Source organism: Streptomyces sp. CS113 (genome assembly GCF_002188365.1).
Classification (GTDB): Bacteria; Actinomycetota; Actinomycetes; order Streptomycetales; family Streptomycetaceae; genus Streptomyces; species Streptomyces tendae.
In genome coordinates this window covers 1,768,933-1,790,104 of the sequence record NZ_KZ195574.1, presented here as the reverse complement: position 1 = coordinate 1,790,104, position 21,172 = coordinate 1,768,933, and the positions used below count along the sequence as shown (strand labels likewise).

The following is a 21,172-nucleotide window of genomic DNA, read 5'->3' as shown; positions in this document are numbered from 1 at the left end:
CAACTCAACACCACTTGATCTCCGGCCGGGAGGGACGGCTCCCGGCCGGTAACCGTGGACCCGAGCGGGGTCCACGGTGGCCTACTCCGGGGCGTGCGCCCCTGCGCGCACGCCCCGGAGCGGTCGCCCGTTCCCCCGAACGGTCCGTCCCGGTCCCGCACGACCACCACTAGCTCCACCTCCCTGACACCCACGTCAGAGCCGACGTGTAAACGACCGGAGGAACGCCGCCGTGGCCGACCACCCTGTTGACGAGAAACTCCCGCCACTGAAAATGGCGACGACCGGCCTGCAACACGTGGCCGCCATGTACGCCGGGGTCGTCGCCCCGCCCCTGATCGTCGGCGCGGCCATCGGCCTGAGCGCCACCGAGCTGACCTTCCTCACCGGCGCCTGCCTGTTCACCGCGGGCCTGGCGACCTTCCTCCAGACCCTGGGCATCTGGAAGATCGGCGCCCGGCTGCCCTTCGTCAACGGCGTCACCTTCGCCGGTGTCGCCCCGATGACCGCGGTGGTCGCCTCCACCGACGACAAGTCCGACGCGCTGCCGATCATCTTCGGCGCCGTCATCGTCGCCGGACTCCTCGGTTTCGTCGCCGCCCCCTTCTTCAGCAAGGCGATCCGCTTCTTCCCGCCGGTCGTCACCGGCACCGTCATCACCCTGATAGGCATATCCCTGCTGCCGGTCGCCTTCGGCTGGGCACAGGGACCCAGCCCCACCGCGGACGACTTCGGCTCGGCGACCAACCTCGGCCTGGCCGGGATCACCCTCGCCATCGTCCTCGTCCTGCGCCGCTTCACCCGCGGCTTCGTCAAGCAGATCGCCGTACTGCTCGGCCTGATCGCGGGCACGCTCGTCGCGATCCCGTTCGGCGTCACGGACTTCGGCCCGGTCGCGGACGCGGACGTCGTCGGCTTCCCGACGCCGTTCCACTTCGGCGCCCCGCAGTTCCAGATCGCCGCGATCATCTCCATGTGCGTGGTGATGGTGGTCTCGATGACCGAGTCCACGGCCGACATGCTCGCCCTCGGCGAGATCGTGGACCGCCCGGCCGACGAGAAGACCATCGCGGCCGGACTGCGCGCCGACACCCTGGGCTCGGCCCTCAGCCCGGTCTTCAACGGCTTCATGTGCAGCGCCTTCGCCCAGAACATCGGGCTGGTCGCGATGACGAAGATCCGCAGCCGCTACGTCGTCGCGGTCGGCGGCGGCTTCCTCGTCCTGATGGGCCTGTGCCCGATGGCGGCCTCGCTCATCGCCGTCGTCCCGCGCCCGGTGCTGGGCGGCGCCGGCGTGGTCCTCTTCGGCTCGGTCGCGGCCAGCGGCATCCAGACCCTGGTCCGGGCCAGCCTGGACAAGGACAACAACGTCCTGATCGTGGCGGTCTCCCTGGCCGTCGGCATCATCCCGATCGCGGCGCCGGAGTTCTACCACTCGTTCCCGGAGAACGCGCGCATCATCCTCGACTCGGGCATCTCGACCGGCTGTGTGGCCGCCGTCCTGCTCAACCTGGTCTTCAACCACATCGGCGGCCGGGAACGGGACGCGGAGGACGTCACCCACCCGATGGAGGCGGGCGACGAGATCACCGAGTCGTCCCGGGAGGCGGCGATGAAGTGACGCCGGCGTCCCGTGCGGTCTGACCGTCGGACGCGTCCCGGGCGGCACGCCGTGTGCGGGCGTGCCGCCCGGGACGAAGTGTGTGCGCGTGCCGCCCGGGACGAAGTGTGTGCGCGTGTCGCCCGTGACGAAGTGTGTGCGCGTGCCTACCGGAACGATGCGTGTGTGCGTGCCGCCCGGGACGAAGTGTGCGGGCGTGCCGCCCGCGACGGGCTGTCCCGCCCGGTCAATCGCGCGTCCCCGCGCGACGCCGCAGCACGACCGCCGCCAGGACCAGGGCGCCCGTCGCGACCACGGCCGCCACCCGGGACGCCAGTTGGTAGCCCGCGGCCGTGGCCGTCACGGCCGCCGACCCGCCGCCGAGCAGGCCGTCGGTGCGGGCCGCCGCGAGCGCCGACAACGCCGCCAGCCCCAGCGAACCGCCCACCACCTGCGTGGTGTTGAACAACCCGGACGCCAGCCCCGCGTCCTCCTCCCGAGCCCCGGACATCGCCAGCCCCGTCAACGCGGGCATCGCGGCGGCGAAGCCCGCGGCCAGGAGCAGCATCGGCGGCAGTACGTCCGTGAGGTAGCCGCCGTCCACCGGCGCGCGGCTCAGCAGCGCCATCCCGGCGACGATCAGCACCAGCCCGGCCAGCAGCACCCGGTACGCCCCGAACCGGCCGATCGTGCGGGCCGAGAGCCCCAGCATCAGCACACCGATCAGGACCGGAGCCGGCAGGAACGCGGTCCCCGTCGCCAACTCCCCGTAGCCCAGCACGCGCTGGAGGTACAGCGCGCCGATGAACTGGAAGCCGTACATCGTCGCCACCATCAGCACCTGCACGGCGTTCGCCCCCGTCAGCAGCCGCGAGCGGAACAGGCGCAGCCGCAACAGCGGGCGGGCGGCACGCGCCTGCCGCACCGCGAACGCGACGAACAGGGCGAGCGCGGCCATGGAGAGGAACACCGTCGTGACGACGGCCGACCCACCGGAACCGGTGATCGTGTACACCGTCAGCATCAGCGCACCCGTGACCAGGGCCGCCCCGGGGTAGTCCACCCCGCGGCCGGGGCCCGTGCCCTCGTCGGGCGCGAGGACCCGGACCGCCGCCGCCCAGGCGGCCACCCCGATCGGCAGGTTGATCAGAAAGATCCAGTGCCAGCTCAGCGCCTCGGTCAACGCCCCGCCGAGGAAGGTACCGAGCGCCCCGCCCGCCGCGCCGACGGCGCTGAACACCGCGATCGCGCGCGCCCGCTCTCGCGGCTCGGGGAAGAGCGCGACCACCATGCCGAGCACCACGGCCATGGTCATCGCGCCGCCCACCCCCTGGACGGCGCGGGCCGCGACCAGCACCTCCCGCCCGGTGGCCACCCCGCACAGCACGGAGGCCGCCGTGAACAGCGCGAGACCGGCGGTGAACATCCGCTTGCGGCCCACCAGGTCGCCGAGCCGGCCCGCCAGCAGCAGCAGCCCGCCGAACGGGATCAGATACGCGTTGACGACCCACGCGAGGCCCGGCCCCGTGAAGCCGAGGTCGCGCTGGACGGCGGGCATGGCGACCGTGACGATGTTGCCGTCCAGGATCGTCATCAGCGCCCCCGTGCACAGGACGACGAGCGCCGTCCAGCGGGAGTACGTCCGCCCGCGCGCCGCCGGGGACTCGGTCGTGATCGTCATGGTGACGTGGCCTCCGTTTCTCCGCGTGCCCCCTTGGGGCACGTCTTGTAACGGAGGCCATCGTGGATAACGATGAGGACCGGCATAAGGAGGCAGTTCGATGTCCCAGCGGAACACCGGTGTTACCCCGCAGGTCGTGAACGCGCACGCGTGCCCGGTCCGGGAAGTTCTTGACAGGGTGGCGGGGAAGTGGAGCGTGCAGATCCTGGTCGCCGCGGCGCACGGCCCCATCCGCTTCACCGAACTGGAGCGCGGCATCGAGGGCATCAGCCGCCGCATGCTGACCCTGACCCTGCGCAACCTGGAACGCGACGGCCTGGTGACCCGCACCGTCCACCCCACGGTGCCGCCGAAGGTGGAGTACGCCCTGACGCCCGTGGCCCGGGAACTGCACGCGTCGTTGCAGCAGTTGACGGACTGGGCCGAGCGCAACCGGCTGTACGTCGCCGAGGCCCGCGCGGCCTACGACATCGAGCACGACCCGGAGCTGACGGACGCCTGACGCGGCCCCGCCCCGCCTACAGTCCGAACAGGCCCGGCTCCGCCGCCAGTTCCTTGAAACGCTGCCGCGGGTCCGGCACCAGCCTGCGCTCGCGCAGGTCCATCAGACCGCCGAGGCCCTCGACCTCGGCGGCGACCGTGCCGTCCGCCTTGGTGATGAGCTGCCGGATCCGGAAGGTCTTGCCCTCGCCCCACTCGAAGGCGCAGGTCACCGTGACCTCGTCCCCCGCGAGCAGCTCCCGCCGGAACCGGATGGTGGTCTCCAGGGCCACCGGGCCGACCCCGCGGGCGACCAGGTCCGCCTGCCGGATCCCGGCCGCCTGGAGCAGCGACCAGCGGGCGTGCTCGGCGTAGTTGAGGTACACGGACTGGTTCAGGTGGCCCTGGGTGTCGGTCTCGTACCCGCGGACGGTCACCGGGACGGAAAACGGCTCGCTCACCGCTGCTGCCTCTCTTCGCACATCTACGGACGGGACCCGATCCTGACACGCGGACGTCACACCTTCCGCGGGGAGGCCAGCAGATAGCGAGCCCGGGTGCGCGGCTCGGTGTGCTCCCCGACCTGCCAGCCGGCCCGCTCCAGCGTCGCCGCACAGGCCCGCAGCGCGCCGCCGTCCGGCTCGTACACGGCGACGGCCTCCGGCTGCGGTGTCGCCCGCACCCGGTATCCGTCGTCGCCGCCCGGTCCGGCGGGACGGTGCCCGGCCGCCTCCAGGGCCAGCGCGGCGGCCCGCACGAGATGCGACCGCTCCCACGCGCACGGCCGGTCCGTGCTGCCGTCGGGGTGCGTCATCCGGCGCAGCTCCAGCAGCCCCTGCCAGGCGCCGCGCACCTCCCGCAGCCGCGCGGGCCCCGTGTCGCCCGGGGCGGCCTCCTCGCCGCCGACCCGCGCGGCGAACACACCCCCGCTGTCCGGTGCGGCGGGCGCCTCGGAGGGCACCGCCACCGCCTCCGGACCGTCCGTCGCCTCCCGTATCCGGTGCCCGGCCGGGGTCAGGAAGTGGTCGTGCGGCGGGCGCGGATGCCGGAAGGCGAGCCCCCGCTTCACCAGCGCCGCGAGCTGCGCCGGCGTCCCCCGCAACCGCCCGGTGACGGGATCGGCGGCGTCGATGATCCGCCGCTGCGCGGCGGTGGGGGACAGGGCCACGGCGCGGCCCCCCTTCTCTCGTCTTCTCTGGTCGGCTCACCGGTGACGCCTTCGAAGACTACGACGGGGGTCTGACATTCCAGGCGGCGATCACCGGCCGCCCGTGCTCCGTGCCCAGCCGGCACAGCGTGCCCGTGCCCAGCTGGAACAGCGCCCCGTGCGAGGGCGGAAGGCCCAGGTGCCGGGCGGTCAGCACCCGCAGGAAGTGCCCGTGCGCCACCAGCACCACGCACCCCTCGGTGTTGGCGAACGCGGCGTCCACCGTGGCCAGCACCCGGTCGGCCCGCTCACCCACCTGCTCGGGCGTCTCCCCGGGGTGGTCCGGCGGTCCGGGCGCGACCCCGTCCGTGAACAGGAACCAGTCCGGCCGGCTCCGGTGGATCTCGACGGTGGTGATCCCCTCGTAGCCGCCGTAGTCCCACTCGTGCAGGTCCGGTTCGATGCGCACGTCGTGCAGCCCGATCAGCTCGGCCGTCTCCCGCGCCCGCTGGAAGGGGCTGACGAACGCCGCCCCGATCCGGTGCGACCGGATCAACGGCACCAGACTCCGCGCCTGCTCCCGCCCCTTCTCGGTCAGCGGGACGTCCGTCAGCCCGGTGTGCCGACCCGAACGCGACCACTCGGTCTCACCGTGCCGGACCAAAAACAGATCACCCATGGACCTCCGCCTTTCCACCGTGCTCGTCAGCACGGTGTCACATGGGCAGCATGGCCCACGGAACCGACTCGGGCCCCGGCGGGTGCCCGGACCTAGGATTCCTCCGTGCTCATGACACCCTGCGCACCCGCCGTCCGCTGGACGGCCGCCGTGCTGATCACCCTGCTGGCGGCCACGGCGTGCGACGGCACCGGCGCGCGGGCCGCGACGGTCCCCGCCGACCGCGTCACCGGCGCCTGGCAGGCCGGCGACGGCACGGCCCTCACCCTGTCCGCCGACCGCACCTTCACCGCGTCCGGGCTCGACTCGGGCAAGCTCGCCGACACCGGCTGCCCCGGCGGTGACTGGGCCTTCTTCGCCGACGACGGCGACGGTCTGTACATGACCTCGCCGCGGGCCCGGTCGGATCGGAGATCGGCCAGTCCTTCGCCGAGCCGTCCGACGACCCCTGCCGGCTCACGCTGACGGTCGTCGACGACGGCGACGCCCTGTGCGCCACGTCGGACCCGGAGACCCCCTGCGACCTGGGCGTCCGCTTCACCCGGAAGGGCTGAGGCCCGGCCGCTACTGGCGGTAGCCGCTCAGGAAGCGCCCGATCCGGCCGATCGCCGCCTCCAGGTCCTCCGCGTGCGGCAGGGTCAGGATGCGGAAGTGGTCGGGGGAGGGCCAGTTGAAGCCCGTCCCCTGCACCACCTGGATCTTCTCCCGCAGCAGCAGGTCCAGGACGAAGCGCTCGTCGTCGTGGATCTTGTGGACGGCCGGGTCGATCCGCGGGAACGCGTACAGCGCGCCCTTGGGCTTGACGCAGGAGATGCCGGGGATCTCGTTGAGCTTCTCCCAGGCCACGTCCCGCTGTTCGTGCAGCCGTCCGCCGGGGGCCGTCAGCTCGCGGATGGACTGGCGGCCGCCGAGCGCGGCCTGGATGGCGTACTGGGCGGGCGCGTTGGCGCACAGGCGCATGGAGGCCAGCATGGTCAGGCCCTCCAGGTAGTCCTTCGCGTGCTGCTTCGGCCCCGTCACCACCAGCCAGCCGGAGCGGAAGCCCGCCACCCGGTACGTCTTGGACAGGCCGCAGAAGGTCAGCACCACCAGGTCGGGGGCGAGGGACGCGGCCGCGTGGTGCACGGCGTCGTCGTACAGGATCTGGTCGTAGATCTCGTCGGCGAAGACCATCAGGCCGTGCCGGCGGGCGAGGTCGAGGATGCCCTCGACGATCTCCTTGGGGTAGACGGCGCCGGTGGGGTTGTTGGGGTTGATGATGACGACCGCCTTGGTGCGGTCGGTGATCTTCGCTTCCATGTCGGCCAGGTCCGGGTACCACTCCGCCTGCTCGTCGCAGAGGTAGTGCACCGCCTTGCCGCCCGCGAGGGTGGTCACCGCCGTCCAGAGGGGGAAGTCGGGGGCGGGGATCAGGACCTCGTCGCCGTCCTCAAGCAGGGCCTGTACGGCCATGGAGATCAGCTCGGAGACGCCGTTGCCCAGGAAGACGTCGTCCACGTCCACCTCCAGGCCGAGCGCCTGGTAGCGCTGGGCGACGGCCCGGCGGGCGGAGAGGATGCCGCGCGAGTCCGTGTAGCCGTGCGCCCGGGGCAGCATTCGGATCATGTCCTGGACGATCTCCTCGGGCGCCTCGAACCCGAAGAGGGCCGGGTTGCCGGTGTTCAGGCGCAGCACGCTGTGTCCCGCCTCCTCCAGCGCGTTGGCGTGCTCGATGACCGGGCCGCGGATCTCGTAACAGACCTCGCTGAGCTTGTTCGACTGCCGGAACTCCATGCGCGGCTTCCCCTCCGGAATCTGGTGTTGCTTGGTTTTACCAAGTAGCCGCTTGGAAAGTCCAACAACTTGTCTACACTGCGTCGCATGTCACCACGTCCTCGCCGTAGCTACGACCAGTACTGTTCCGCCGCCCGCGCGCTCGACGCCGTCGGCGACCGCTGGACCCTGCTGATCGTCCGGGAGCTGCTCGCCGGGCCGCGGCGCTACACCGACCTGCACGCCGACCTGCCCGGCGTCAGCACGGACGTACTCGCCTCGCGGCTCAAGGACATGGAGCGCGAGGGACTGACGACCAGGCGCCGGCTGCCCCCGCCCGGCGCGGCGTACGTCTACGAGCTCACCGCGCGGGGACGCGGTCTGCTGCCCGTCCTGGAGGCGCTCGGCGCGTGGGGCGCCGGCGAGTTGGGGGAGCGGCGGCCCACCGACGCCGTACGGGCGCACTGGTTCGCCCTGCCCCTGCTGCGCGCCCTGCGGGCGGCCGGGGCGGGGGAGGGGCTGGTCGAAGTCCGGCTGGACGAGGGGGACTTCCACCTGTATGCCGACGCCCGCGCCGAGGGGGAGGACGGTCCCGTGTACGGCGAGGGGCCCGCACCGGGCGAGCCCGACGCCCGGCTCGTGCTGGACGCCGCGACGTGCGCGGCCCTCGGCCGCGGCGAGACGGGCCTGCGGGAGGCGGTGCGGGACGGTCGCGTCCGGGTGACCGGCGACGGCCCGGCGGCCAAGGCGCTGCGGGAGGGGTGAAACGGCAGAAGGCCCGCCGTGGGCGGGCCTTCTGAGGAGCCGTCAGGCGCCCGGCGGCACCCGGGACGGACGTCCCGAACCACGGGTCAGCGCGTAACCGCCGATGCCCGCGAGCGCGGCCAGGACGGCCCCGATCCCGCTCCACACCCAGCGGTCCGACCACCAGCCCGACGACCAGCCGTCCTCCGGCTCGATCGCGGACAGCACGGCACCCCGCTCCTCCTCGTCGTCCTCGGAGGCGCTGCTCGTGCCCGACGTCACCGCGATGCCCGGCACCAGCGGCTCGGCCAGCGAACCGTCCACCGCCGCGGCCCCGCCGATGTCCTTGGAGTCCGCCCGCACCTCGGTGGAGACCGGCACACCGAGATCGGAGGTCGGCACGTTCACCGCCGTCAGGCGGACGTAGTAGGTGCCCGGCAGCGGGTCGTTGGCCCACGGCTCGGTCCAGGCGCGCACGGTGCGCAGGACGCAGGCCAGCTCGACGGAGGAGGCGCCCGCGTCCGCGGTGCGGGCCTGCGCGCCCCACTGGCAGGCCTGGCGGCGGCGCAGCCCGTCGTACACGTCGACCCGCCAGGTCTGGGCGGCGTGCGTCTCGGGCAGCTTCACCGTGGCCTTGACGGTGGGCCGCTGCCCGGCGTCGGCCGGGAACGACCAGTACAGGTAGTCGCCCGCGGCCCCGTTCGCCGTGGCCACCTGCCCCTGCTCGAACTCGGTCGCCGTACGGAAGGACGTGCCCGCGGAGGTCGGCGCGTCAGCGTCCCCCGAAGGGCTCGCGGACGGCGAGGAGTCGGCCGCCGCGGGAGCCGCGGCGAGACCGAGCAGCACCACGGCCGCGCTCAACACTCGGGTGAATCGCATCAGTTGGTCCTCCAGATCGCGAACCGCCAGCGCGAGAGCCAGCCCCACAGCAGACCGGCGACGAAGCCGACCATCACCAGCAGGCCGAGCAGCCACCAGCCGCGCCCGAGGCCGAAGGCGGCCACGTCGTCGGAGTCGCCCGGGCCGTCCACGACGTCGACGGTCAGCTCCAGCGGCAGACCGGGCGTGGTCTTCACGCCGGAGGCCACGGAGAAGGAGTTGGTCACCTGGAGGCACACGGCCTCGGCCGGGGCGTCGTCCTCGTCGCTCTCCGCCTTCGGGTAGCGCAGCCCGGTCGAGAGCGCGTCGGTGCGGCCGTTGCCCGCCGCCTCGCCGCGCACGATCTCCCGGCCGTGCACGGTCACCGCGCGCAGCAGCACCCCGTAGGACGGGTTCACGGCGCGGTCGGCGCCCACGCTCACGGAGGCGCGCAGTTCCTGGCCGGGCTCCACGTCCACCCGGTACCAGCGCTGTTGCCCGAACTCCTCGCGGTCGGTGTACAGCCCCGACTTCAGCGTCGGCGCCTTCGCGCACGCGTCCGCGCCCTCGGTGGCCACCGGCGTCACCACGGGATCGGCCGCCCGGTCCACCAACTGGTTCACCTTGTCGGTCAGTTCGTCGGTGTGCTCGACCGAGGTGTACGTGCCGCCGGTCGCCTCGGCGATGCAGCTGAGCTGCTGCCGCATCTTGGTGTTCGGGACCAGTCCCAGCGTGTCGATGGTCAGCCCGATGCCCTTGGCGGCGATCTCGCGGGCCACCTCGCACGGGTCCAGCGGGGCGCAGGTGTCCTCGCCGTCGCTGATCAGCACGATCCGCTTGGAACCGTTGCCGCCGTCGAGGTCGTCGGCCGCCTTCAGCAGCGCGGGCCCGATCGGCGTCCAGCCGGTCGGCGCCAGGGTCGCCACCGCCGTCTTCGCCTCGGTGCGGTCCAGCGGGCCGACCGGGTAGAGCTGCGCGGTGTCCTTGCAGCCGGTCTTGCGGTCGTCGCCCGGATAGTCCGCACCGAGCGTCCGGATGCCCAGCCGCACCTCTTCCGGCGTCGCGTCGAGCACCTCGTTGAACGCCTGCTTCGCCGCCGCCATGCGCGTACCGCCGTCGATGTCCCGCGTGCGCATCGAACCGCTGACGTCGAGCACGAGGTCGACCTTCGGCGCGTCCTCACCCGGGGGTTCACCGGCGCTCGCCCCGGCCGGGAACGCCATCCCGGCCGCCAGCGCGGCGAGCAGGGCACAGGCACCCGCCGCCAGCCGTGTTCTTGTGATCATCGGCGGATCCTATTGATCAGTGGTGCCGCGCTCCAAAACGAGACCGCGCCGATGCCCCGGCTTCACCTCCACCGCAGCGGATTGGGCAGCTCCGTCCACAGATCGCCCGTGCTCCCCGGCGAAGTCCGCATCACCGTCAGCGCCTTGACCGGCAGCGGCCCCTCGCGCAGGGCCACGACGTCCTCGGTGCGGGGCAGTTCGGGCACCGCCGCCGCCAGGGCCGCCCGCAGGGCCGGACCCGAACCGGCCGTGGCCGCCAGTGCCCCTCCCACCAGCGAGCCGAACAACTTCCGGCGCAGTGCGCGCGGTTCGTCGGTCAGTACCCGCGCGGGCAGGCCGTGGGCCGCGATGCCGTGCCGGGCCAGCCGGGCCGGGGAGACGCGGATGTCGGCCAGGTCGCGGTAGACCAGGCGCAGCGGGTCGCCCTCCGCGGACAGCACGACCAGGAGGTTCTGACCGTGCGCCTCCAGGGCCACGCCCAGCTCCAGCGCGCGCAGCCCGACGGTGAGCGCCAGCCGGGCGAAGCCGGCGAGCCACGCGGGGGAACGCGGCAGTCCGGTGGTCGCCAGCGCGGCCACCGGAACGACGTGCTCGCCCGGCGAGGCGTACACCTCGGGCGCTTCGCGCAGTACGGCGGCCAGGTCGGGGGAGTGGGCGGTGGCCGCGCCCAGCGTGCGGGTCACGTGGAGCAGGCCGTCCAGACGCGCCGCCAACCGCTCCCCGAACGACGACAGATCGGCCGACGCGGCGATCGAGGCGACCGAGATGTCCCGCACCGAGGACGTCAGCCGGGCACTCAGCGCGGTCTTGACGTGCACCGAGCCGGGCACGGCGAGGGTCCGCAGGGACATCAGCGGATGCGCGGCGGGCCCGGCCGCGTACGACTGCTTGAGCACGTGCGCGGCCTGCCAGGGATGCACCGGGACCAGCACCCGCGCCCCGTCCCGCAGCTCCCCGGGCCACACCCCCGTCACCAGGCACTCCGCCACCGGGACCGGCACGAGCCCCAGCTCCACCACCGGCCCGTGCTCGGGCCCGTAGGCGAGCTGCTCCGCCACCGAGAAGCCGGGCCGCGCACGGCAACCGGGGTGGTACGGGTGCCCGTCGACCACCCGCCGCTCCCAGCCCCAGCCGCTGTCCGGCCACTCGTCCGGGTGATTCTCGGGCAGCCCCTCCCGGACCGCCCGCGGCTGTGCCGCACGCGACAGCGCCAAGGACGCCGCACTGTGCCCGAGTTCGGCGGCGAAGGAGGCCGAGTGCGGTACGGCGAGGTCGGTCAGCAGCCGCTCCGGGTCGTCGTACGCGACCTCGTCCAGCCGTACCACCGGCACGTACGCGTCCGTGCGGTACGGGTCGGCGGGCGGACCGCTCAGCCGGCGGCCGTCCCGCAGGCGCAGGACGAGCGCGACTCCGGACCGCTCCCGGCCCTCGATCCACGGCAGCGGTTCGAAGGCGAGGGCACGCCACAGCCGTGACAGCACGGCCGCGCGGGCCGCTGGCCGCTCGGCCGCGAACCGGGCGACCAGAGCGGGACGGACGGCCGCCAGCTCCTCGGCGACCTCGGCCGCCGCACTGGGGGGACGATGCACGGGCAGGCTCCTCGGGTACGGGTCGGAGTACGCGTACGCGTACGCGTACGACGTCACGGCGGAGGACCGACGACTGTCATGACGAGAGACATACTGATCGTCTCCGTCCTCTCCGCCATGGACCGACCGTAGGGAACGAGTGGAACGCGTGGATCTCCTGCCCCCGCCCACCGGCGCCGACGCCCCCCTCCCGGGCAGCGCCGCCGCCCGGGACGACGTGGCGCGCCGAGCCGACGCCCACGCGGCCGTACCGCTGCTGAACTGCCTGCTGCGCGAGGTGGCCGAGCCCCTGCCGGGCCCCGGTGCCCGCCCCGTGTACCGGCTGCCCGGCGGCAGACTGCTGCGGGTGCGCCCGGGACGGCGGCCCGCCGAACCGGAGGTCCGCACGCAGGGCGGGTGGCACCTGGTCGACCACGCCGAACTGGTGAAGCTGGTCGCCGAGGCACTGCGCCGGCACACCGGTGTGCCCAACCACGAACTGCCCACCGAGATGACCGACAGCCGCGACGCGGTGGCCGCCCTGCTGACGGCACGCGCGCGTGCCACCCCGCCCGCGGACCCGTACCTCCGCTCCGAGCAGGCCCTGCTCACCGGCCACACCCACCATCCCGCTCCCAAGGCGCGCGGCGGCGGCCCGCACGCCGGGTGGCTGCCGTACGCGCCCGAGGCACACGCCCGCTTCCCGCTGGTGCTGCTCGCCGTGCGCGAGGACTCCGTCGTCGACGAGGGCGACACCGCCGCCCTGGACGCCCTCGGCAAGGCCCCGCCCGGCTACCGGCTGCTGCCCGCGCACCCCTGGCAGCTGGAGCTGACGGCACCGGCCCTCGCCCCCGCCTTCGCCGACGGCCGGCTCGTCCGGGTGGGTACGACCGGCTTCTTCGCCTGGCCGACGGCCGCGATCCGCACGGTGTACGCGCCCGAATACCTGCCCGGAGCGGACCTCTTCCTGAAGTTCAGCCTCGACGTGCGCGTCACCAACGACATCCGCCGCCTGTGGCGCCACGACCTGATGCGACTGCGCCGCACCGACACCGCCGTCACGGAGGCCTTCGCCTCCGTGGGACCCCCCGCCGCCTGGCTCGGCGACCGCGGCCACCGCACCGCGGACTTCGCCTTCGAGGAACTGGCCGTCGTCGTGCGCGACGGACTGCGCGACCACCTCCTGCCCGGCGCGACCCCGCTCCTGGCCGCCGCCCTCGTGGAGGGCTTCCCCGGCAGCCCGCTGCCCGCCACCGCGGACCCGGCGGCCTGGTGGAAGGCGTACCTCGCCGCCGTCGTGCCGCCCGTCCTGACCGCCTTCGCCGACGACGGCGTCGTCCTGGAGGCGCACCTCCAGAACACCCTGGTCGCCGTGGACGCGACCGGCATGCCGGTGCAGGCCCTGTTCCGGGACGCGGAGGGCGTCAAACTGCTGCCGGACACCCCCCGGGCGGCCGGCTGGGAGCGCCTGGTCTACTGCCTGGTCGTCAACCACCTGTACGAGATCGCCGCCGCCCTCGCCGAACACCACCCCGGCCTCGACCCCTGGCCCGCCGTCCGCCGTGAACTGGCCCGCCACGACCTCCCCGAGATCCCTGCGCTGCTCACCGCCCCCGCCCTCCCCGCCAAGACCAACCTGCTGCTGCGCTGGACCGGCGCGGACGGCGCCGACGCCCGCTACCGCCCCCTGCCCAACCCGCTGCGCGGGGCCTGAGCGGCCACTGGCCGCCGCGCCCGGAAATCCCGTGCCGTTCCACTCCCCGGTGGTGCACACTCGCCGCATGGCGGACATGGACGCGTTCCGGGACGAGATCGCCCGCTGGGCGGCGGGCGGCGCCGGGGACACGGCGGCGGAGCTGGCGGCAGGCCTCGGCCTGCGGACGGCGGTGCTGCTGGAGGGCCCCAGCGACCTCGCGGCCGTCGAGGCCCTGGCCGCCCGAGAGGACCGTGACCTGACCGCCGAGGGCGTGGCCGTGGTGTCCATGGGCGGCGCGATGAGCGTCGGCCGCTACGCCGGTCTGCTCGGCCCGCCCGGCCTCGGCCTGCGCCTGACCGGCCTCTGCGACGCCCGGGAGGAGCCCTTCTACGTCCGCGGCTGGCAGCGGGCGGGCGCCGCCCGCGACTTCCACGTCTGCGTGGCCGACCTGGAGGACGAGATGATCCGGGCGCTGGGCCCGGAGCGGGTCGAGGAGGTCATACGGGCCGAGGACGAACTCCGGCCCTGGCAGACCTTCCTGGCCCAGCCCGCCCAGCACGGCCGCCCCCGGGAACAGCAGCTGCGCCGCTTCCTCAGCACGAAGAAGGGCCGCAAGATCCGCTACGGCAGCCTCCTCGTCGAGGCCCTGGACGGCGGACGGCCACCGGCCCCGCTGGCGGATCTCCTCGCGGGGCTGTGACCGTCGGCTACTTCGTGGCCCCCTGGGCGAAGCCGTTGTAGATGTAGCGCTGGAGGAACAGGAAGATCACCAGCGTCGGCACGATGACGAGGACGGCCCCGGCGGAGATGTTCTCCCAGTGCGCCCCGAAGGGCCCCTTGAACCGGAAGAGGGCGGTCGACATGGTCCCGAGATCCTCGTCCGGCATGTAGAGGAACGGGATGTAGAAGTCGTTGTACGTCGTGATCCCCTTGATGATGACCACGGTCGCGACGGCCGGCTTCAGCAGCGGAAAGATGATCTTCCGGTAGATGGTGAAGGAGTTCGCGCCGTCGAGTCGCGCCGCCTCGTCGAGGGACCGGGGTATGCCGCGGATGAATTGCAGGAAGATGTAGATGGCCACGATGTCGGTGCCCATGTACAGCAGGATCGGCGCCCAGCGGGTGTTGAACAGCCCGAAGCCGTTGACGACCTGGAAGGTGGCGACCTGGGTCGTCACCGCCGGCACCAGCGTGGCGATCAGGAACAGCGCCATGACGAGCTTCTTGAGGCGGAAGTCGAAGCGGTCGATGGCGTACGCGGTCATCGAGCCGATGATCACGGTGCCGGTGATGGAGAACAGCAGGATGAAGGCGGTGTTGCCGAAGGCTTGCAGAAGGTGGCCGTCGGTGAAGGCGGTGGCGTAGTTGGAGAAGTTGAGCCAGTCGTCGGGCGGGGCCAGGGCGCCCTGGCCGTCGGAGACCTCCCCGTAGGACTTCAGCGAGGTCAGGAAGACCACGAGAAGCGGCAGCAGCACCACGGCGGACGCGACGACCAGCGACAGGTACGTCAGGGCGGTGCTGATGCGCGGACGGCCGCGCGGCCGTTCCTGCGGGCGGACGGGGGCCGTGAGGGTCATACGAGGTCCACCTTCTCGTCGGGCACGAGGCGGCGCTGGATCCAGGTGATCAGCAGGATGATCGCCAGCAGCACCACCGCACAGGCCGAGGCCAGGCCGGTCTTGTTGAACTGGAAGGCGTACTTCACCGTCTGGATGACGAACGTCGAGGTCTCCGTCGCGCCGCCGGTCATGATGTACGGGATCTCGAAGACGGAGAGCGAGCCGGAGATCGCCAGGATGACGCTCAGGCTCAGCACCGGCCGGATGCTCGGCGCGATGATGTGCCGGAACTGCTTCCACCGGCCGGCGCCGTCCAGTTGGGCGGCCTCGTACAGCTCGCCGGGGATCGACTGGATCGCGCCGAGGAACAGCACGAAGTTCAGGCCGGTGAACCGCCACACGGACACCCCGGCCATGGAGGTGTTGGCCGACTCGGGACTGCCCAGCCAGGCGTGGTCGGTGCCGGCGCCGAACCAGGAAAGGACCGAGTCGAGGGTGCCGCCGTCCTGGAAGAAGTACAGGAAGACGAAGCCGATCGCGACGCCGTTGATCAGGTACGGGAAGAACAGGATGCCCTTGAACAGGTTCCTGAAGCGCAGGTCGAAGCTGAGGACGGCGGCGAAGTACAGGGCGATGACGATCTGCACGACGGACGCCGCCAGGTAGTAGAAGCTCACCGCGAACACCCGGAGCAGCTCGGGGCGGGTGAAGATCTCGGTGTAGTTCTCCGCGCCGACATAGTCGCGGTCGGGGCTGACACCGTCCCAGTCGGTGAAGCTGTAATAGATCATGTTGCCCACCGGCACGTACGTGAACGTGATCAGCAGGGCCAGCGGTGCCAGCAGGAACAGCCACGGGGTGAGCTTGCGCAGCGGCCGGCCGCGCCACGAGGAGCCGGCCCGTGCGCGATGCCGGGAGGGTCGTTTCCCGGTCCGCCCCGGCCCGGCGGCCGGGGCGGGTGGCGAAGCGGTGGAAGCGGTTCGGGTCATTGCGGAGCCAGGGCCTTTCGTCGTCCGCCGAGGGCGCCGGGGTCAGGAACCGACCGTCTGCCTGGCCGCTGACCAGCGCTTGTTCAGGTCGTCGAAGTAGCCCTCCAGGGACCCGTCCGTGACGCCGCGGGCGATGTCGATGAGCTTCTTGCGGTAGTCCGGCTTGTTGAGCCCGATCTCGGAGGCGTTGTCGATGGCGTTGACGTCGGCCGTCTTCGCCTCGGAACGCTCAATCATCTTGACATCGTTGTCAACGTAGTCCTGGAGTGTCTCCGGCATCCCCTCGGACTTCAGGGCGGAGACGGCGCCCTCCTCGGCCGCGTACCCGGACTTCTCGGTGAACCAGTCGATCCACGCCCGGGCGGCCTCCTTGTGGCCGGAGTGGATGTTGACCGCCTGCTGGTAGTCGGAGACCAGGGTGGCGCAGAACGTGCCGTTCTTCTGGGACGGCACCGGCATGAAGCCGATGTCGTCCGGGTTCTGCCCGGCCGCCTCGGCCGCGTCCCGCATCTGGTTGACCGCCCAGGAGCCGAGCATCATGCTCCCCACCCGGCCCTTGGCCAGGAGGGTCTTGGAACTCTCCCAGTTGGTGGTGGCCGGGTCCTTCTCCGAGAGCTTCTCGTGGACGATGTCGTAGAGCAGCGTGTCGAGGGTGTTGAGGTCGTTGCCCTCGGTCCAGGGTTCGTCCATGGCGGCCAGCTTGTCGGAGGCCTGGCTGTCGCAGCTGATCGAGCCGACGCCGTTGGTCCAGGGACTCTCCAGCGGCCAGCCGTCCTTGAAGTTGGTGTAGTACGGGGTCGCCCCGGTCTTCTCCTTGACGGCCTCGAGGTCGTCGAGGAACTGGCCGGTCGTCGTCGGCCAGTCGGTGATCCCGGCCTTCTTCCACAGTGCCTTGTTGTAGACGAGGCCGTTGGCGGTTCCGAAGGTGGCGATGCCGTAGGTCCTGCCGCCGACGTCCGTCTTGTCGGTGAAGCGGTACTTCGGCTCCATCGACGAGGTCTCGCCGAGCGGGGCGAAGAACTTCGGGTAGTCGCCCTTGGCGACCGCCGACGGGATCAGCAGGACGTCGCCGTAGTCCTCCGTGTTCATCCGGATCTTCACCTCCCCCTCGTAGTCGGTGAGGCCCTCGAACTCGACCTTCACGTCGGGGTAGGTCTTGTTGAACTCGGCGGCGTACTTCTTCATCGTCCCGTCCTCGACCAGGTCGGTGCGATTGGTCAGCACGGTGATGTCCCCCGAGACGCCGTCCGGGTTGACCGGCGCGGCGGCGGTCTCGCCGGCGTCCGCGCCGCCTCCCGCGCCGCACCCCGCGACGGTCAGCATCGTGGTGGCGAGCAGTGCGACGCTCAGCGTCCTCTTCCCCATGTGCCCAGCTCCTTTCCAAGGATCACGGCTCGGGCTCCGGTGTGGTGACGGCGACTATGTCAGCCGCTCGTTAACCGGTAAAGCTCGTGCATCTCTCGCGATATCCAATCGTTACCTCTGGCAGTGCAGGGGGCTTGGTCGAACCATGCCTCGGAGGGGTGGACGTCGGTGCTCTCGTCGGGCGGTCAGGACTAGACCGGTTCACTTCACTGGCGTTAGGTTGAGGCGCGTTGCCCACGACACCGGGTCCGTCCCGCCGAAGGAGCCGTACATGAAGGAAGTCGTCCCGCTCGCCGAGGGCTGGAGCCTCCGCCACAGCGATGACCTGCTGCCCGCCCAGGTCCCCGGCTGCGTCCACACCGATCTGCTCACGGCCGGCCTGATCCCGGACCCCTTCCTCGGCGTCAACGAGTCCGACGTGGCCTGGGTCGGACAGCGGGCCTGGACCTACGTCCGCGACCTGCCGGCCACCCGCACCGATACCGACACCGCCGCGCCCGAGCACGAGCGGACGGACCTGGTCTTCGACGGCCTGGACACCGCCGCGACCGTCACCCTGGACGGGCGGGAACTGGGCCGCACCCGGAACATGCACCGGCGCCACCGCTTCGACGTCACCGGGCGCCACGGGCTGCTGGAGGTGGACTTCGCCTCCGCGTACGACGAGGCGGCCTCGGTGCGGGCACTGACCGGGGAGCGTCCCAACGTCTACCCGGAGCCCTTCCAGTACATCCGCAAGATGGCGTGCGGCTTCGGCTGGGACTGGGGTCCGACCCTGGTGACCGCCGGCATCTGGCGTCCGGTCCGGCTGGAGCGGTGGTCGACGGCCCGGCTGGCCGGCGTACGCCCGCTGGTGACGGTTCACGGCGGCACCGGCCGCGTCGAGCTGCGGGTGGAGGTCGAGCGGACGGCGCAGGGGACGACCCGCCCGCTCGCCGTGCGCGCCACCGTCGGGGACGGCCTCGCCGAGGCGCGCGGCGCGGTGGAGGGGACGCACGCGGTGCTGACCCTTCAGGTGCCCGACGCCGACCTGTGGTGGCCCCGCGGCTACGGCGACCAGCCCCTGTACGACCTGGAACTCTCGCTCGTCGAAGAAGCCGCCGGTCCCGGTGACGAAGAGCGCCCCCTCGACACCTGGCACCGGCGGATCGGCTTCCGGACCGTGGAAGTGGACCGCTCGTCGGACCCGCACGGCACCGGATTCACCCTCGTCGTCAACGGCGAACGCGTCTTCGCACGCGGCGTGAACTGGATCCCCGACGACGTCTTCCCGTCCCGGATCACCCCGGAGCGCTACCGCACCCGGCTGCGTCAGACGGCCGAAGCGGGCGTGGACCTGGTACGGATCTGGGGCGGCGGCATCTACGAGGACGACGCCTTCTACGACGCCTGCGACGAACTGGGCCTCATGGTCTGGCAGGACTTCCTCTTCGCCTGCGCCGCCTACCCGGAGGAGCAGCCGCTGCGCGGTGAGGTCGAGGCCGAGGCCCGCGACAACGTTGTCCGGCTCATGCCGCACCCCTCACTCGTCCTGTGGAACGGCAACAACGAGAACCTCTGGGGCTTCCGCGACTGGGACTGGGAGCCCGAGCTGCGCGGCGACTCCTGGGGCGGCGGCTACTACCTCGACCTGCTCCCGCGGATCGTCGCCGAACTCGACCCCACCCGCCCCTACACCGCGGGCAGCCCCTGGTCCGGCTCATGGGACCACCACCCCAACGACCCGGCCCACGGCACGTACCACTCCTGGGAGGTCTGGAACCGCCGCGACTACGCCGAGTACCGCGACTCGGTGCCCCGGTTCGTGTCGGAGTTCGGCTGGCAGGCGCCGCCCGCGATGGCGACCCTGCGGCGCGCGCTGCCCGGCGAACGGCTGGCGCCCGACTCGCCCGGCATGCTGCACCACCAGAAGGCCGAGGACGGCAACGGCAAGCTCAACCGCGGTGTGGAACGCCACTTCGCACTGCCCGAGGGCGACTTCGACCGCTGGCACTACCTCACCCAGGTCGTGCAGGCCCGCGCGATCGCCACCGGGATCGAGCACTGGCGCTCACACTGGCCGGTCTGCGCGGGCACCGTCGTCTGGCAGATCAACGACTGCTGGCCGGTCAGCTCCTGGTCGGCCATCGACGGCGACGGCCGGCTCAAGCCGCTCTACCACGAGCTGCGCCGGGTCTACGCGGACCGGCTCCTCACGGTGCAGCCGGGTGACGGCCACGGGGGCCCGCCCGTGCTCGCCGTCGTCAACCAGTCCGCCGAACCCTGGCAGGCCCGCGTGACCCTGCGCCGCCTGCGCGCGGACGGCACCGAGGCGGCCGAGCGCGTGATCGACGTGACCGTGCCCGCCCGCTCGGTGCACCGGCGGACCGTGCCGCAGGAACTGGCCCCCGCCCCTCGGTCGGCCAAGGAGTTCCTCGTCGCCGACAGCGAGGATCTGCGCAGCGTGCACTTCTGCGTGACGGACCGGGACTTCGCCTACCCGGTACCGCACTACGACGTGGCCGTGGAGTCCCCGGTGGGATCCGGTACCGGTAATGTCGAGGTCGTGGTAACCGCACACACCCTCGTACGCGACCTCCTCCTCCAGGCCGACCGACTCGGGCCGGACGCGGTCTGCGACACCGGACTGCGCACCCTGCTCCCCGGCGAGCGGCTGCGCCTGCGGGTCACGGGCGCTGCCGAGACCGGGGCCAACGCCGTACGGGCGGCGCTGTTCTGCGTGGAACCGGCGTGAGTACACCGTCCGTCCGCGTCACCATCAAGGACGTCGCCGCGGCCGCCGGTGTGTCCAAGGGCGCCGTGTCCCTGGCCTTCAACGACAAGCCGGGCGTCTCCGACGCCACCCGCGAGCGGATCTTCGCGGTGGCCCGGCAGCTGGGCTGGGCCCCGAACTCCTCGGCCCGCAGCCTGTCGCGTCAGTCCGTCGACACCGTGGGGCTGGCGATCTGCCGCCCCGCGCGGCTGCTGGGCCTCGAGCCGTTCTACATGGAGTTCGTCTCGGGCATCGAGAGCGTGCTGGCCGAACGCGACTGCTCGCTGCTGCTGCGCCTGGTCGGCTCCCTGGAGGAGGAGATCGGGCTCCAGGAACGCTGGTGGCGGGAGCGGCAGGTGGGGGGCTCGATCCTGGTCGACTTCCACCAGGAGGATCCCCGGATCGGCCCGCTCGGGCGGATCGGCCTGCCCGCCGTGGCGGTCGGCCACCCGTCCCTCACCGGTGGGTTCCCGTCGGTGTGGACGGACGACGCCGCCGCCGTTGCGGAGGCGGTGCGCTACCTGGCGGTGCTGGGACACCGGCGCATCGCGCACGTGGGCGGTCCCCGGGGGCTCGGGCACAGCGCGATCCGGACGACGGCGTTCGAACGGACCCTGAGCGAACTCGGGCTCGACCGCGGGCCGCACGTCGAGACGGGCTTCTCGGGCGAGGACGGCGCGCGCGCCACCCGCTCCCTGCTGCTGTCCGCCGAGCGACCCACGGCGATCCTCTACGACAACGACATCATGGCCGTCGCCGGACTCGGCGTCGCCGCCGAGATGGGCGTCTCCGTGCCGGACGACCTGTCGCTGCTCGCCTGGGACGACTCCCAGTTGTGCCGGCTGACCCATCCGACCCTGTCGGCGATGAGTCACGACGTGCACGGCTTCGGCGCGCAGGTGACGCGGGTGCTGTTCGACGTGCTGGCGGGCAAGGACGTGGCGTCCCGGCCGGTGGCGACTCCGTCACTGGTGCCGCGGGCGTCGACGGCGTCGCCTCGTTCGTAGCGGCGGAGC

Annotated in this window: 19 protein-coding genes; 8 read left to right on the top strand and 11 right to left on the bottom strand. The window is 72.3% G+C overall.

Features of this window, described 5'->3' with window-relative positions; translation table 11 throughout:
• Window positions 1-232 precede the first annotated feature (232 nt).
• A complete protein-coding gene (locus B9W62_RS07740) occupies window positions 233-1,621 on the top strand; it encodes a nucleobase:cation symporter-2 family protein (protein ID WP_087806445.1) in 1,389 nt (462 codons plus the stop codon).
• A 226-nt stretch (window positions 1,622-1,847) separates the two neighbouring features.
• Here the strand turns inward: B9W62_RS07740 and B9W62_RS07735 are convergent, their stop codons facing one another.
• Window positions 1,848-3,281: an MFS transporter gene (locus tag B9W62_RS07735; protein WP_087806443.1), complete on the bottom strand. Its 1,434-nt coding sequence runs from the start codon at window positions 3,279-3,281 to the stop codon at window positions 1,848-1,850.
• Between the two features lie 100 nt (window positions 3,282-3,381).
• Here B9W62_RS07735 and B9W62_RS07730 point away from each other — a divergent pair, with 100 nt between their 5' ends.
• Complete coding sequence (locus B9W62_RS07730) at window positions 3,382-3,783, top strand: winged helix-turn-helix transcriptional regulator (RefSeq protein WP_179235384.1); 402 nt, start codon at window positions 3,382-3,384, stop codon at window positions 3,781-3,783.
• A 16-nt stretch (window positions 3,784-3,799) separates the two neighbouring features.
• On the opposite strand, the gene B9W62_RS07725 is transcribed toward B9W62_RS07730, so the two are convergent.
• The 3 genes from B9W62_RS07725 to B9W62_RS07715 are packed head-to-tail and all read right to left on the bottom strand — an operon-like array spanning window position 3,800 to window position 5,587.
• A complete protein-coding gene (locus B9W62_RS07725; protein WP_087806439.1) occupies window positions 3,800-4,222 on the bottom strand; it encodes an acyl-CoA thioesterase in 423 nt (140 codons plus the stop codon).
• 56 nt (window positions 4,223-4,278) lie between these two features.
• The gene (locus B9W62_RS07720; protein ID WP_087806437.1) at window positions 4,279-4,929 is read right to left on the bottom strand and encodes a hypothetical protein; all 651 of its coding nucleotides are present in this window, start codon (window positions 4,927-4,929) and stop codon (window positions 4,279-4,281) included.
• 58 nt (window positions 4,930-4,987) lie between these two features.
• Window positions 4,988-5,587, bottom strand: coding sequence for a histidine phosphatase family protein (locus B9W62_RS07715; protein ID WP_087806435.1), 600 nt, complete (start codon window positions 5,585-5,587; stop codon window positions 4,988-4,990).
• Window positions 5,588-5,692: 105 nt separating this feature from the next.
• Between B9W62_RS07715 and B9W62_RS07710 the strand changes: the two genes are divergently transcribed.
• Window positions 5,693-6,052 (top strand): hypothetical protein, encoded by a 360-nt coding sequence (locus B9W62_RS07710; RefSeq protein ID WP_256976227.1) that lies wholly within the window; start codon window positions 5,693-5,695, stop codon window positions 6,050-6,052.
• 99 nt (window positions 6,053-6,151) lie between these two features.
• On the opposite strand, the gene B9W62_RS07705 is transcribed toward B9W62_RS07710, so the two are convergent.
• Window positions 6,152-7,360: a pyridoxal phosphate-dependent aminotransferase gene (locus tag B9W62_RS07705; protein WP_087806434.1), complete on the bottom strand. Its 1,209-nt coding sequence runs from the start codon at window positions 7,358-7,360 to the stop codon at window positions 6,152-6,154.
• Between the two features lie 87 nt (window positions 7,361-7,447).
• Here B9W62_RS07705 and B9W62_RS07700 point away from each other — a divergent pair, with 87 nt between their 5' ends.
• Window positions 7,448-8,104, top strand: coding sequence for a winged helix-turn-helix transcriptional regulator (locus tag B9W62_RS07700; RefSeq protein ID WP_059300414.1), 657 nt, complete (start codon window positions 7,448-7,450; stop codon window positions 8,102-8,104).
• A gap of 42 nt (window positions 8,105-8,146) precedes the next feature.
• Here B9W62_RS07700 and B9W62_RS07695 read toward each other — a convergent pair whose 3' ends face one another.
• The 3 genes from B9W62_RS07695 to B9W62_RS07685 form a co-directional block, all read right to left on the bottom strand.
• Complete coding sequence (locus B9W62_RS07695; RefSeq protein ID WP_059300413.1) at window positions 8,147-8,962, bottom strand: hypothetical protein; 816 nt, start codon at window positions 8,960-8,962, stop codon at window positions 8,147-8,149.
• Entirely contained in the window at window positions 8,962-10,227 is a 1,266-nt protein-coding gene (locus B9W62_RS07690; RefSeq protein WP_087806432.1) for a vWA domain-containing protein, read from the bottom strand. Before B9W62_RS07690 ends, B9W62_RS07695 begins: the two co-directional genes overlap by 1 nt.
• 62 nt (window positions 10,228-10,289) lie before the next feature.
• Window positions 10,290-11,816 carry an IucA/IucC family protein gene (locus tag B9W62_RS07685; RefSeq protein ID WP_087811804.1) on the bottom strand — a complete coding sequence of 509 codons (1,527 nt, stop codon included), beginning with the start codon at window positions 11,814-11,816 and terminating at the stop codon, window positions 10,290-10,292.
• A 139-nt stretch (window positions 11,817-11,955) separates the two neighbouring features.
• Here B9W62_RS07685 and B9W62_RS07680 point away from each other — a divergent pair, with 139 nt between their 5' ends.
• Entirely contained in the window at window positions 11,956-13,509 is a 1,554-nt protein-coding gene (locus B9W62_RS07680) for an IucA/IucC family protein (protein ID WP_087806430.1), read from the top strand.
• Window positions 13,510-13,576: 67 nt separating this feature from the next.
• Complete coding sequence (locus B9W62_RS07675) at window positions 13,577-14,191, top strand: TOPRIM nucleotidyl transferase/hydrolase domain-containing protein (protein ID WP_087811803.1); 615 nt, start codon at window positions 13,577-13,579, stop codon at window positions 14,189-14,191.
• Window positions 14,192-14,198: 7 nt separating this feature from the next.
• Here the strand turns inward: B9W62_RS07675 and B9W62_RS07670 are convergent, their stop codons facing one another.
• Genes B9W62_RS07670 through B9W62_RS07660 form a run of 3 tightly spaced genes read right to left on the bottom strand, consistent with a single transcriptional unit; the run spans window position 14,199 to window position 17,404 of the window.
• A complete protein-coding gene (locus tag B9W62_RS07670) occupies window positions 14,199-15,068 on the bottom strand; it encodes a carbohydrate ABC transporter permease (protein WP_059300410.1) in 870 nt (289 codons plus the stop codon).
• Window positions 15,065-16,039 carry a carbohydrate ABC transporter permease gene (locus B9W62_RS07665; RefSeq protein WP_059300409.1) on the bottom strand — a complete coding sequence of 325 codons (975 nt, stop codon included), beginning with the start codon at window positions 16,037-16,039 and terminating at the stop codon, window positions 15,065-15,067. Before B9W62_RS07665 ends, B9W62_RS07670 begins: the two co-directional genes overlap by 4 nt.
• A gap of 42 nt (window positions 16,040-16,081) precedes the next feature.
• On the bottom strand, window positions 16,082-17,404 hold the full coding sequence (locus B9W62_RS07660) for an ABC transporter substrate-binding protein (RefSeq protein ID WP_087806428.1): 1,323 nt from the start codon (window positions 17,402-17,404) through the stop codon (window positions 16,082-16,084).
• 271 nt (window positions 17,405-17,675) lie between these two features.
• Here B9W62_RS07660 and B9W62_RS07655 point away from each other — a divergent pair, with 271 nt between their 5' ends.
• Together B9W62_RS07655 and B9W62_RS07650 are read left to right on the top strand one after the other, a co-directional pair.
• Window positions 17,676-20,138: a glycoside hydrolase family 2 protein gene (locus B9W62_RS07655; protein WP_087806426.1), complete on the top strand. Its 2,463-nt coding sequence runs from the start codon at window positions 17,676-17,678 to the stop codon at window positions 20,136-20,138.
• Entirely contained in the window at window positions 20,135-21,163 is a 1,029-nt protein-coding gene (locus B9W62_RS07650; protein WP_087806424.1) for a LacI family DNA-binding transcriptional regulator, read from the top strand. Before B9W62_RS07655 ends, B9W62_RS07650 begins: the two co-directional genes overlap by 4 nt.
• Window positions 21,164-21,172: the final 9 nt, after the last annotated feature.